Source organism: Pseudomonas sp. I8001 (assembly GCF_013385345.1).
Taxonomy (GTDB): Bacteria; Pseudomonadota; Gammaproteobacteria; order Pseudomonadales; family Pseudomonadaceae; genus Aquipseudomonas.
On the sequence record NZ_JACAQC010000007.1, the window covers coordinates 730,890 to 742,899 of the forward strand.

Here is a 12,010-nt window from a genome sequence, read left to right on the forward strand (position 1 = left end):
AGCGGCGACAGATATTTGTGAGAGACGTTATTATGTTACCTGTTCCTGCCTCCTTGAGTGGTCATCGTGTCCAGACTTTTTCCCGTTTTTGTCGTATTTGTCACCAGTTTGCTGCTTGCCGGTGCCGCTCAGGCGGAGGTTCGGGTGCTGACCAGTATCAAACCGTTACAACTGATTGCTGCTGCTGTGCAGGATGGCGTGGCGATTCCCGAGGTGTTGCTGCCGCCGGGCGCTTCGCCGCATAACTATGCGTTGCGCCCTTCCGACGTACGGCGCGTGCAGTCGGTGGACCTGCTGTATTGGATCGGCCCGGACATGGAAAGCTTTCTGCCGCGTGTCTTGAAAGGCCGCAGCTTGCCGACGGTGGCGGTGCAGGACCTTCCGGGAATGAAACTGCGTCGGTTCGCCGAAGATAGCCACTCCCATGCTGAAGATGCCGACGAACATGATCACGACCATCGCCCGGGCAGCCTGGATGCGCATTTGTGGCTGTCGACGGTCAACGCCCGGGTGATTGCGAACCGCATGGCGGTGGACCTCAGCGCTGCCGACCCGGCGAACGCCGAGCGTTACCAGAGCAACGTGAAGGCCTTTGATGGCCGTATGGATGCACTGGACGCGCGCTTGAAGGCACGTATGGCGGACGTCGCCGGCAAGCCGTACTTCGTGTTCCATGAAGCCTTCGATTACTTCGAAGATGCCTACGGCCTCAAGCACACCGGAGTGTTCAGTGTGGCCGCAGAAGTGCAGCCGGGCGCCCAGCATGTGGCAGCGATGCGTACGCGTTTGCAGGAAGTGGGCAAGACTTGTGTGTTCAGCGAGCCGCCGTTGCGCCCGCGTCTGGCGGAAACGCTGGTGGCGGGTTTGCCGGTGAAGTTGGCGGAGCTGGATGCGTTGGGCGGCTACACGCCGGCCTCCGCCCAGGGGTATGAGCAGGTGCTGGAGAAGCTGGGGAATGACCTGGCTGGGTGCCTGGAGTCGCTCTGACAGACGCCGCATAACCACTGTGGGAGCGGGCTTGCTCGCGAATGCGGTGGATCAGCCAGCGCATCTGGTGACTGAAACTCCGCATTCGCGAGCAAGCCCGCTCCCACATTTTGATCGCGTACGATCTTTACAGCGCGAACGGCAGCGGGGTCTTGACCTGCTGGCGTTGCGCCAGGCGCACCTGAAACTCGCGCGGGTCGTGAATCAGCACGTCCTGCCCGGCGAACGATTCCGCCGCAATCAGGCGTGACAGCCAGAACCGCACACAGGCCACACGCAGCATGGTCGGCCACAGCTCTGCTTCCTTGGCCGTGAACGGCCGCAAGCCCGCATAAGCCCCCAGCAACGCCCGCGCCCGTTGGCCGTCGATCACGCCGTCGGCGTCCGAGCACCAGTCGTTCAGGGCGATCGCCACGTCGTACAGCATCGGCCCCGAGCAGGCGTTGTAGAAGTCGATCAGCCCGGTCAGGTGCGTGCCTTCGAACATCGCGTTGTCGCGAAACAGGTCGGCGTGGATGTTTGCCCGGGGCAGCGTGAGGATCTGCGCCTTGTGCGCCTCGATCTCATCCAGCGCCGCTTGCAACAGGCCGCGTTGTTCCGCGTCGAGGTGCGAGATCAGCTGCGCGCCTTCGCTGAGCATCCAGTCCAGCCCGCGATCGGTCTTGCGTTCCAGCACCTTCTCGCCTTGGGTGGCGAGGTGCAGGTGGCCGAGCAATTCGCCCACTTGCACGCAATGCTGGGCGTTGGCGTCCTTGATGTGCTTGCCCGCCAGGCGCGGTTGCAGCAGCGCCGGTTTGCCCGCCAACTCGCGCAAGGCCACGCCGTCGGTGGTACGCAGGGCGTAAGGCACTGGCAAATCAGCGTCGTGGAGCACGTCCAGCAGTTCGATGAAGAACGGCATTTCCTGCACGGGGCCGCGCTCGACCAGGGTCAGGACAAATTCGCCCTGTTCCAGGCTGATGAAGAAATTGGTGTTTTCACTACCAGCGGCAATCCCCTGGAAATCAAGCAGGCGGCCGAGCCCGTAAGGGGCAAGAAAGGTTTCCAGCTCGGGCCGAGCCAGGGGGGTGAACACAGACATGGTTAAAACTGCCGTTACGGGCGCTGCGCGGAGCAGCGCCGATTAAAGTTAAGAAATCATTTCCATTCGAAGATCTTCCATGACGGGATCAGCATATCCGGCTGGTCAGAGCGGATGAAGTTCGCATCGGTTCCGTCCGCGCGCACCAGGAAGTAAGGCGGAAAGCCTTTCTGGGTCACCTTGATCGCGTACAGGAAACCATTCTGGCGGTATTCCTGGATGGTCTTGTCGCCTTCCGTGCGAATGGTGACTTCCGGGTCGCCCGAAGGGGCAGTATCTGCCGCCATGGCCACCATCGGAGTGAGTGCAATCAAGCCGGTCAACAACAGGCGATTTACTGTACGCATGATAACCTTGTCCCTTTGTCGTCATTGGTCCGGCTATTCTAGCGCCTGACCCGCCGAAAAGGTTGATCCTGCTCATGAGCCAAGCCCCCCTCGTCCTGGTGGACGGTTCTTCTTACCTGTACCGCGCCTTTCACGCGCTGCCGCCGCTCACCACTTCCAAAGGCCTGCCTACCGGCGCGGTCAAGGGCGTGTTGAACATGCTCAAAAGCCTGCGCAGGCAATACCCGAACAGTCCGTTCGCGGTGGTGTTCGACGCCAAGGGCGGGACATTTCGCGATGAGCTGTACGCCGAATACAAGGCCAACCGCGCGAGCATGCCCGATGACATGCGCGTGCAGATCGAGCCGCTGCACCAGAGCGTGATCGCCCTGGGCTTCCCGCTGCTGTGCGTCGAAGGCGTCGAAGCGGACGACGTGATCGGCACCCTGGCCCGCAGCAGCGCGGCCGCCGACCGTCCGGTGGTGATTTCCACCGGCGACAAGGACATGGCGCAGCTGGTCGACGGGCACATTACCTTGGTCAACACCATGACCGGAAGCGCCATGGACGTTGAGGGCGTGAAGGAGAAATTCGGTGTCGCTCCCGAGCAGATCATCGATTACCTGGCGTTGATGGGCGATTCGTCCGACAACATCCCGGGCGTTCCGGGCATTGGTCCGAAGACGGCTTCCGGCCTGTTGGTTGGTGTAAATGGCGGTTTGAAAGAGCTCTACGAGCAGCTCGATATCGTGCCGACCTTGCCGATTCGTGGTGCCAAGACCCTGGTCGCCAAACTGGAAGAGCATAAGGCGAGTGCGTTCCTGTCCTACGAGCTGGCAACGATCAAGATCGACGTGCCGCTGGATGTGGGCCTGGATGATTTGCACCTGATCGAGCCGGATTGCGAGAAGCTGCTGGAGCTGTACACGCTGCTGGAGTTCAAGAGCTGGATTGACGAGATTCAACGCGATGCCAAGCGCGTCGAGTTGAGCGCTGCTCCTTCGGCTGCGGTCGCCGAGGAAGCGGTTGATGTGGTCGCGCCGGTTTCTGTGGAGCCGGTGTACGAAACCATCCTCACCCAGGCTCAGTTTGATGCCTGGCTGAAGAAGCTCAACGACGCCAAGCTGTTCGCCTTCGATACCGAGACCACCGGGATCGACGCCCAGAAAGCGCAACTCGTGGGTGTGTCGTTTGCCGTACAGGCCCATGAAGCGGCCTACATTCCGCTGACCCACTCCTACATCGGCGCGCCGGAACAGCTGGATCGGGACACCGTGCTGCTGGCCCTGAAGCCGTTGCTCGAAGACCCGGAAAAACTCAAGGTCGGCCAGCACGCCAAGTTCGACATGAATATCCTGGCCAACTGCGCCATCGGTGGTGACCCGGCACACGGCATCACCGTGCGCGGCATTGCCTTCGACACCATGCTTGAATCCTATGTGCTGAACTCCGTGGCGACGCGCCATGACATGGACAGCCTGGCGAAGAAGTACCTGGACCACGACACCGTCAGCTTCCAGGATATCGCCGGCAAAGGCGCCAAGCAGCTGACCTTTGACCAGATTGCCCTGGAGCAAGCCGGCCCTTACGCGGCGGAAGACGCGGATGTGACCCTGCGTTTGCATCAGGAACTGCACAAGCAGCTTGCCGCTATTCCTTCCCTGGCCAGCGTATTGTCCGACATCGAGATGCCGCTGGTGCCCGTGCTGGCGCGCATTGAGCGTCAGGGCGCCCTGGTGGATGCCGCCTTGCTGGGCATCCAGAGCATCGAGCTGGGCAACAAGATGGTCGACCTCGAGCGCCAGGCGTATGAAATCGCCGGCGAGGAATTCAACCTGGGCTCGCCCAAGCAGTTGGGTGCGATTCTCTACGAGAAACTCGGGCTGCCGGTGTTGAAGAAGACCGGCAAGGGCCAGGCCTCGACGGCCGAGGAAGTCTTGGCCAAATTGGCTGAAGATGACTACCCACTGCCGAAAGTGCTGATGCAGTACCGCAGCATGAGCAAGTTGAAAAGCACCTACACCGACCGTTTGCCGGAGCAGATCAACCCGCGCACCGGTCGCGTGCACACCTCCTATCACCAGGCCGTAGCAGCAACCGGGCGCCTGTCATCCAGCGATCCAAACCTGCAGAACATTCCGGTGCGTACCGCTGAAGGCCGGCGTATCCGCCAGGCATTTGTCGCGCCCAAGGGCTACAAGCTGCTGGCGGCGGACTACTCGCAGATCGAGCTGCGCATCATGGCGCATTTGTCCAAGGACGAAGGCTTGCTGAATGCGTTCCGCGACGACCTGGACGTGCACACCGCCACGGCGGCCGAAGTGTTCAAGGTTGAGTTGACCGAGGTCACGTCCAATCAGCGTCGCAGTGCCAAGGCGATCAACTTTGGCCTGATCTACGGCATGGGCGCCCAGAAGCTGGGCAAGGACATCGGCGTCGACACCAAAACCGCCAAGGCTTACATCGATGTGTACTTCGCCCGCTATCCGGGGGTGCGCGAGTACATGGAGCGCACCCGTGCCCAGGCGGCTGATCAGGGTTATGTGGAAACCCTGTTCGGGCGCCGCCTGTACCTGCCGGAGATCAATTCCAACAAGCCTCAGGAGCGTGCTGGCGCCGAGCGTACGGCAATCAACGCGCCGATGCAGGGCACTGCGGCCGATATCATCAAGAAGGCCATGGTCAAGGTCGACAACTGGCTGACGGACTCGGGCCTGGACGCCAAGGTCATCCTTCAGGTGCACGATGAATTGGTGCTGGAGGTGCGTGAGGACCTGGTGGCTGAAGTCAGCGCGAGGATTCGTGAACACATGAGCGAGGCGGCAAAGCTGGATGTGCCGCTGGTGGTAGACGTCGGCGTGGGCGACAACTGGGACGAAGCGCACTAAACCTGGGGCCTGGGCCGCGTCATCATGCCGCGGCAGCGCTTTAGATCGGAAAACGCGGCGGGTTATTTCCAATAGTTTTTTGAACGTGCCGGAACTTAACCCGTGAATTGCTACTCAGAGTTACTGAATGGGTGGTGAAGCCCTTCAATGCTCCTATGTTGTGTTAAGTGTTGGCAGATATCTGGACCCCGCCCTAGCGGTCCGGAACTTGGACCCCGAACTTCCCCTCCCCATACGAAGTCCGGGGTTTTTTTTGCCCCGAGTTTTTACTCGGCGGCTTCCGAACCCTTGTCAGCCAGTTCCATCCAGCCTGCCAGCACAGTGTAGGCGTCTTCCAGGCCCATGCGTTTTGGCGCCGAGAACAGCTGGATGGTCACCGCATCGCCCCAACCCTTTCGGATTTCTGCCTGCACTTTGAGCAGGGTGTTTTTCGCTGCGCCGTAGGTCAATTTGTCGGCCTTGGTCAGCAGGACGTGCATCGGCATGCCGCTGGCGACGGCCCAATCGAGCATCAACAGGTCGAAGTCGGTCATTGGATGACGGATGTCCATCATCAGAATCAAACCCTTCAAACTCTCCCGGCCACCCAGATACGCTTCGAGGTGACGCTGCCAGTGCAGCTTCAGCGGGATAGGTACTTTTGCATAACCGTAGCCCGGCAGGTCGACCAGACGCCGATCATCGTCTAGCTTGAAGAAGTTGAGGAGCTGTGTGCGCCCCGGGGTTTTCGAGGTACGGGCCAGGCTGGCGTGGGTCAGGGTGTTCAGCGCGCTGGACTTGCCGGCGTTGGAGCGGCCGGCGAATGCGACTTCGAAGCCTTCGTCATCGGGGCATTGGTCGACTTTGGCGGCGCTGAGCATGAAGGTGGACTGTTGGCACAGGCCGAGGATGGGATTCTTGAGTTGCATGAGTTTTCCGATGTGGGCGGTGCCGGGAATAGGTGCGGCAAGCGGTGTCGTTTCCGTTTCAGTAGCGCCAGTATATAATGCCGCAGATTTTGTGTGTGCTTTGTCCCAGCGAAGGATGAAGTTCACGGGAGCGATAGACCTTTATTGCGCATTAGAACGCAAAACGCTCTCAAACCCTGAAAAGGTCGATGTATGACCAAGTGGCTGCTGGCCTTCGGTTTCTTGATGCCACTTTACAGTGCGCAGGCTACACAGGAACCGGAGGCTGTGTACAACCGCTTTTGCGGGGCCTGCCATGCCGGACAGCTGCCCAACGCCCCTGGACGGGGTGACCAGGCAGCCTGGAAGCCAAGATTGGCTCAAGGTATGGACACGCTGGTGCAACACGTGACCCAGGGTTTCAAGGCGATGCCGCCGCGTGGTTTGTGCATGGACTGCAGTACCGAGGATTACCATGCCGTCATTCAGTTGATGGTGAGTGAACCCGGTCCATAACTCTTTAACCCTTAGCCGTAGTTGGATTAGCTGATGAACAAACTGATCGTGAGTCTGCTGTTGACCCTGGGCATCACCGGTGTTGCCCATGCCGCAGGCGACGCCACTGCTGGCCAGGCGAAAGCCGCCGTATGTGGTGCTTGCCATGGACCGGACGGTAATAGCCCGGCGCCTAACTTTCCAAAACTGGCCGGCCAGGGTGAGCGTTACCTGACCAAGCAGATGCACGACATCAAGGACGGCAAGCGTACGGTCCTGGAAATGACCGGCTTGTTGACCAACCTCAGCGATCAGGACCTGGCGGATATCGCGGCGTATTTTGCCAGCCAGAAAGGCAGTGTGGGAGCTGCTGATCCGAAACTGGTGGCCCGCGGTGAAGAATTGTTCCGCGGCGGCAACCTGGAAAAAGGCATGCCTTCCTGCCTCGGCTGCCACTCGCCTAACGGCGCAGGCCTTGCTGCCGCTGGCTTCCCGCACTTGAGCGGCCAGCATGCCCAGTACATCGGCAAACAGCTGACGGACTTCCGCGAAGGCAATCGCACCAACGACGGCGATACCAAGATCATGCAGAGCATCGCCGCGAAACTCAGCAACAAGGACATCGAAGCCGTGTCCCAATACATCCAGGGCCTGCACTAAGTGCCCCGGCTACGTTAACGCTCGATTAATCCGTCGATGCAAGCATAAAAAGGGTGGCCCAGGCTGCCCTTTTTTGTGGCCGGTGCCGTTACACTAACGAACTCATGCCCGCGTAGACCTGTCACAACAAAGGTCGCGTGAGGCGACTTTATTTGTCCAGGAGTAAAGCATGCGTAATCTGATCCTCAGCGCCGCTCTCGTCACTGCCAGCCTTTTCGGCATGACCGCACAAGCTGCCGATAATGTGCCGCTTGAAGCCGGTAAAACCTACGTTGAGCTGGCCAATCCTGTGCCGGTTTCCGTACCGGGCAAGATCGAAGTGGTGGAGCTGTTCTGGTATGGCTGCCCGCATTGCTACGCTTTTGAGCCAGTCATCAATCCGTGGGTCGAGAAGCTGCCTGAGGACGTGAACTTCAAACGTATTCCTGCCCTGTTCGGCGGCCCATGGGACGCCCACGGCCAGCTGTTCATTACCCTGGACACCATGGGTGTAGAACACAAGGTTCACGCGGCTGTCTTCAATGCCATCCAGAAAGAAGGCAAGCGCCTTGTGAAGCCTGAAGACATGGCCGATTTCGTCGCCACCCAAGGCGTCGACAAAACCAAGTTCCTGGAGACATTCAACTCGTTCGCTGTGAAGGGCAAGATGGCCCAATACAAGGAACTGGCCCAGAAATACGGCGTGCAAGGCGTACCGACGCTGATCGTCAACGGCAAATACCGCTTTGACATCGGCAGTGCCGGCGGCGAAGAGCAGGCGCTGAACGTGGCCGACCAATTGATCGCCAAAGAGCGCGCAGCCAAGTAAGGGGCCCGTCATGCGTCGCTGGGGTACTGAACGTGTCGTTGGCCTGCATGACCCGAAGGTCAACGAACATCACCTGGAATCCACGGGCCTGCCGGCTGACAGTCGGTTGCGCCTGCTCAGTTTCAATATCCAGGTGGGTATCAGTACCGAGAAATACCGGCATTACCTGACCCGTGGCTGGCAGCACCTGCTGCCCCACAATGGGCGTGCCGGCAATCTGCAAAAGATCGGCGACCTGCTGGGTGACTTCGACCTGGTAGCCCTGCAGGAGGCCGATGGTGGCAGCCTGCGTTCCGGCTACATCAACCAGGTCGAGCACCTTGCCCAGCTCGGTGCCTTTCCCTACTGGTATCAACAACTCAATCGCAACCTCGGCAAACTCGGCCAGCACAGCAATGGTGTGCTCAGCCGTCTGAAACCGTGGGCGATCGAGGACCACCCGTTGCCTGGCCCGAAAGGCCGCGGTGCAATTCTCGTACGATTCGGCGAAGGGCCGGAAGCATTGGTCGTGGTGATGATGCACCTCGCGTTGGGGGCACGAACCCGCACCCTGCAGTTGGCCTACATCCGCGAGTTGATTGGCAACTACAAACACCAAGTGCTGATGGGGGACATGAACACCCACGCCAGCGACCTGCTACAGAATTCCCCGTTGCGCGACCTTGGGTTGCTGGCGCCGCAAGTCGAAGCCACCTTTCCCAGCTGGCGACCGCAACGTTGTCTTGATCACATCCTGCTCAGCCCGACCCTGACACTCGAAAGTGTGCAGGTACTGGCGCAGCCCATCTCCGATCACCTGCCCGTCGCGGTAGAGATTCGTCTGCCGGGTTCGCTCACGGCTGATGCATTGCCCGCGTTGAGCCCCGGCCCTCGCGGACCCCTTGCATGAGCGACGACGCCCAGCGTTGGAAAGAGAAATACCTTAAAAGCGTCGAGCAACAAGAAAAGCTCGAGCGTCGCTGGGCCGCCCGCCTCGACCTGCTGCGCCGAGGGCTGGTGCGCAGCACCCTGGCGGCAGAAGGGACCGACCGAGCGGTTGACCAATGCATGAAGGAAATGCGCGATGTGGTGCGCACCGACGACATGGACGCCGCCCTCGCTGCATTGCTGCCGCGCCTGGAAAAGGCCGTGCTGGATTCGGAGCAGCGCCGCGAAACCCGGGTTGACCAGATCGGCAGCGCGTTGACGGCCCTGGTCACTCAGTTGCAGAAACTGCCCTTGCCACGGGACGTGAGTCGCCCGCTGAAGGCTTTCGCCAAGCAGCTGGACGGTCGGGTTGGCCAGGCGCGGGAGATCCCGCTGTTGCTGAGTGAGCTGAGCGGCCTCCAGGGGCAGGCGTTGAGTAACCTGGAGCCGGAGGGCGAAACCAGCCGTTCGAGCCCGGGGCTGTTGCAGCGTCTGTTTGGCACCAAGGACGCAATCGACACGCCGGAGGTTGAAGCGCCCACGCCATCCCGCCCGGCTTCTCCGGCGCCTGCTGCGCCAAAGCCCAGGCCGGTGGATGAAGTTGAAGCGCCGGCGCAATCGGCGGAACTGGCCCAGGCGCTGCGGGCTTTTTCGCCGCAGCCGAAGGTCCCGGCCCCCATCGAGTCGCCCCCTGAGCCGGTATCGCCAGTAGAGGCTGCCGACGCTGTCAGCGAAGCAGTGCCTGTTGTTCCGGCCGTCGCGGTCACAGCGCCTGTCGTCGAGGCACCCGCTACGATTATCGAAACGCCAGAACCCGAGCAACCGATCGAAGCGGAGGTTGAGCTTGAGAGCGCTCTCGCCGCCATGGTCGAGGTGCCAGAGGTGCAGGCCCGTGAGCCGGAGCGGACAGAGATCGGCAGTCTTTCCCTGCCCCCGGTCCTGGCCGATGAACCGCAAGAATCGCCCGAGCAGGCAGAGCTGAACGCAGACGAGCTGCAAGCGGATCAAGCCTACGCCCTGCCCGACACTCCCGAGCCGTCTTACAGTTCGGTGGCCAAGCACATCGAAGATACCCTGCTCGGCTTACTGGAAGACCTCTCGCTGCCCGAGCGCCATCGGCCCCAGGCCGAAGCCATGCGTGAACGCCTGGCCCACGGATTGAACTGGTACGAATTGCTGCCGATCCTCGATGACCTGGCGGTGTTGATGCTGGCGATCACCGACAGCGGCCAGCACGAGTTTGAAGCCTACCTCAAGCAACTCAACGATCGTCTCGAGGCGTTCCAGGGGCACCTGCAGGTCGCCAGTGACGGCCACGCCGACAGCCGCTCGGCGGCCAGGGAACTGGATACCCAGATCCGCGAACAAGTGGATGGTTTGCAAACCAGCATGCAGGACGCCGCGGACCTCGACAGCCTCAAGCACGTGCTGGAGAGCCATCTCGAAGGGCTGCTGGGCACCATGGATGAACACCGCCACCAGCGTGACCAGCGCGAACAGGAAGTGGCTGCACGGCTCAAGGGCCTGGCCGAACGGGTCGCCAATATGGAGCAAGAGGCTCAGGGCTACCGTGAACACCTTGAGGTTCAGCGCCAGAAAGCCCTGATCGATCCGCTCACCGCACTACCCAACCGCGCTGCCTGGAGCGAGCGCCTGGAGCAGGAGGTCAACGCCTGGCACCAGCGTGGAAATAACCTGTCACTGGCGATGCTGGACCTCGATCACTTCAAGCGCATCAACGACGGCTATGGTCATCTGGCGGGCGACAAGGTGCTGAAAATCATCGCCACGGTGCTTCGCAAACGCCTGCGGCCGAACGACTTCATCGCGCGTTTTGGCGGTGAAGAGTTTGTACTGCTGATGCCCAACTCGTCGCTGTCCGATGCGTTGGCGGTGGGTGAAACCCTGCGTGCAGCCATCCAAGCCTGCCCGTTTCACTTCAAGGGCGAGCCGGTGACGATTACGGTGTCCATGGGCATGGCGCAGTTTCAGCCCGGAGAACGCAGTGACCTGGCGCTCAAGCGCGCTGACGAGGCGTTATATCGTGCCAAGGCGGCGGGGCGTAATCAGGTGCAGGCGGCCTGACCGGAAATGTTCCATTTTGTTTAAAACATCGCATTTGGCCGCCTGGCAGCAAACGGTACGTTACACTGTTGCATTATCGTCTTAAGCGTACTATTTGCTGCCATGAAACTTCTGTGTTCTGCCTTTCTGTTTCTCCTGCTCGCCGGTTGCGCGAGCGGCCCTCGCCTGGACACCAGTCATCCTTCGGTGAACCACGACAATCGTGTGCAGTTTGTCGTCGTGCACTACACCTCGGCGTCCCTTGAGCGCTCCCTGGCGCTGTTGACCCATGGCCAGGTCAGCAGTCATTACCTGATCGGTGATGACGCCTCGGCCACCATCTATAAGCTCGTGGATGAAAGCCAGCGCGCCTGGCATGCCGGAGAAAGTGAATGGATGGGCCGCACCTGGCTCAACTCCAGCTCCATCGGGATCGAGATCGTGAACCCGGGTTATCGGGATTTGCCGACGGGCCGCGTCTGGTATCCCTATTCCGAAGCGCAGGTGCAGTCACTGGTGGTGCTGCTCAAGGACATCAGCAAACGCAACGGCATCGACCCGCGAAACATCATCGGCCATAGCGACATTGCCCCGCTGCGCAAGCTGGACCCGGGGCCGTTGTTCCCCTGGAAGCGCCTGGCGGATGAAGGGCTGGGCATGTGGCCGGACGCCAAGGCGGTGGCCCGTTACCAGGTGCAGTACGCAGCCGATCTGCCGAGCATTACCTGGTTCCAGGAAGAGTTGGCGAAGCTGGGCTATCCGACGCCGCAGACGGGCGAGCTGGATGTGGCGACGCGGCATGTGGTGGCCGCGTTCCAGATGCATTTCCGGGCGTCGCTGTTTGATGGGACGCCGGATGCCGAAAGTGCTGCGATCCTGCGGGCGTTGAATCACCAATAACGGTTGGC

General features: G+C 60.8%; 11 protein-coding genes. 8 read left to right on the top strand and 3 right to left on the bottom strand.

From position 1 onward, the window contains the following. The first annotated feature begins 57 nt into the window (after positions 1–57). On the top strand, positions 58–987 hold the full coding sequence (locus tag HX839_RS07935; protein WP_371315625.1) for a zinc ABC transporter substrate-binding protein: 930 nt from the start codon (positions 58–60) through the stop codon (positions 985–987). Between the two features lie 127 nt (positions 988–1,114). Here the strand turns inward: HX839_RS07935 and HX839_RS07940 are convergent, their stop codons facing one another. Both HX839_RS07940 and HX839_RS07945 read right to left on the bottom strand, forming a co-directional pair. Next, complete coding sequence (locus HX839_RS07940) at positions 1,115–2,068, bottom strand: homoserine kinase (RefSeq protein WP_087694550.1); 954 nt, start codon at positions 2,066–2,068, stop codon at positions 1,115–1,117. A gap of 56 nt (positions 2,069–2,124) precedes the next feature. After that, positions 2,125–2,415: a DUF2782 domain-containing protein gene (locus HX839_RS07945; RefSeq protein WP_003214814.1), complete on the bottom strand. Its 291-nt coding sequence runs from the start codon at positions 2,413–2,415 to the stop codon at positions 2,125–2,127. A 74-nt stretch (positions 2,416–2,489) separates the two neighbouring features. Between HX839_RS07945 and polA the strand changes: the two genes are divergently transcribed. Further along, the gene (gene polA / locus HX839_RS07950) at positions 2,490–5,282 is read left to right on the top strand and encodes a DNA polymerase I (protein ID WP_177066930.1); all 2,793 of its coding nucleotides are present in this window, start codon (positions 2,490–2,492) and stop codon (positions 5,280–5,282) included. 266 nt (positions 5,283–5,548) lie between these two features. Here polA and yihA read toward each other — a convergent pair whose 3' ends face one another. Further along, positions 5,549–6,190 (bottom strand): ribosome biogenesis GTP-binding protein YihA/YsxC, encoded by a 642-nt coding sequence (gene yihA, locus HX839_RS07955; RefSeq protein WP_003214811.1) that lies wholly within the window; start codon positions 6,188–6,190, stop codon positions 5,549–5,551. Between the two features lie 192 nt (positions 6,191–6,382). On the opposite strand from yihA, the gene HX839_RS07960 reads away from it, so the two are divergent. The 6 genes from HX839_RS07960 to HX839_RS07985 all read left to right on the top strand — a co-directional run bounded on the left by HX839_RS07960 (position 6,383) and on the right by HX839_RS07985 (position 12,002). Continuing rightward, positions 6,383–6,685, top strand: a complete 303-nt coding sequence (locus HX839_RS07960; protein ID WP_003214809.1) for a cytochrome c5 family protein — start codon at positions 6,383–6,385, stop codon at positions 6,683–6,685. Between the two features lie 33 nt (positions 6,686–6,718). Further along, positions 6,719–7,324, top strand: a complete 606-nt coding sequence (locus HX839_RS07965) for a cytochrome c4 (RefSeq protein ID WP_003214807.1) — start codon at positions 6,719–6,721, stop codon at positions 7,322–7,324. 169 nt (positions 7,325–7,493) lie between these two features. Continuing rightward, entirely contained in the window at positions 7,494–8,132 is a 639-nt protein-coding gene (locus HX839_RS07970; RefSeq protein ID WP_087694548.1) for a thiol:disulfide interchange protein DsbA/DsbL, read from the top strand. Positions 8,133–8,142: 10 nt separating this feature from the next. Further along, on the top strand, positions 8,143–9,021 hold the full coding sequence (locus tag HX839_RS07975; RefSeq protein ID WP_003214803.1) for an endonuclease/exonuclease/phosphatase family protein: 879 nt from the start codon (positions 8,143–8,145) through the stop codon (positions 9,019–9,021). After that, complete coding sequence (locus tag HX839_RS07980; RefSeq protein ID WP_177066931.1) at positions 9,018–11,123, top strand: GGDEF domain-containing protein; 2,106 nt, start codon at positions 9,018–9,020, stop codon at positions 11,121–11,123. Before HX839_RS07975 ends, HX839_RS07980 begins: the two co-directional genes overlap by 4 nt. A gap of 102 nt (positions 11,124–11,225) precedes the next feature. Further along, the gene (locus HX839_RS07985; protein ID WP_003214798.1) at positions 11,226–12,002 is read left to right on the top strand and encodes an N-acetylmuramoyl-L-alanine amidase; all 777 of its coding nucleotides are present in this window, start codon (positions 11,226–11,228) and stop codon (positions 12,000–12,002) included. The last annotated feature ends 8 nt before the right edge of the window (positions 12,003–12,010 follow it).

Bases quoted from the DNA above. Each gene is read 5' to 3' on its own strand.
- HX839_RS07980 (WP_177066931.1), top strand. From the start codon at position 9,018: ATGAGCGACGACGCCCAGCGTTGGAAAGAGAAATACCTTAAAAGCGTC.
- HX839_RS07945 (WP_003214814.1), bottom strand. From the start codon at position 2,415: ATGCGTACAGTAAATCGCCTGTTGTTGACCGGCTTGATTGCACTCACT.
- HX839_RS07965 (WP_003214807.1), top strand. From the start codon at position 6,719: ATGAACAAACTGATCGTGAGTCTGCTGTTGACCCTGGGCATCACCGGT.
- HX839_RS07940 (WP_087694550.1), bottom strand. From the start codon at position 2,068: ATGTCTGTGTTCACCCCCCTGGCTCGGCCCGAGCTGGAAACCTTTCTT.
- HX839_RS07960 (WP_003214809.1), top strand. From the start codon at position 6,383: ATGACCAAGTGGCTGCTGGCCTTCGGTTTCTTGATGCCACTTTACAGT.
- HX839_RS07985 (WP_003214798.1), top strand. From the start codon at position 11,226: ATGAAACTTCTGTGTTCTGCCTTTCTGTTTCTCCTGCTCGCCGGTTGC.
- HX839_RS07975 (WP_003214803.1), top strand. From the start codon at position 8,143: ATGCGTCGCTGGGGTACTGAACGTGTCGTTGGCCTGCATGACCCGAAG.
- polA (WP_177066930.1), top strand. From the start codon at position 2,490: ATGAGCCAAGCCCCCCTCGTCCTGGTGGACGGTTCTTCTTACCTGTAC.
- yihA (WP_003214811.1), bottom strand. From the start codon at position 6,190: ATGCAACTCAAGAATCCCATCCTCGGCCTGTGCCAACAGTCCACCTTC.
- HX839_RS07970 (WP_087694548.1), top strand. From the start codon at position 7,494: ATGCGTAATCTGATCCTCAGCGCCGCTCTCGTCACTGCCAGCCTTTTC.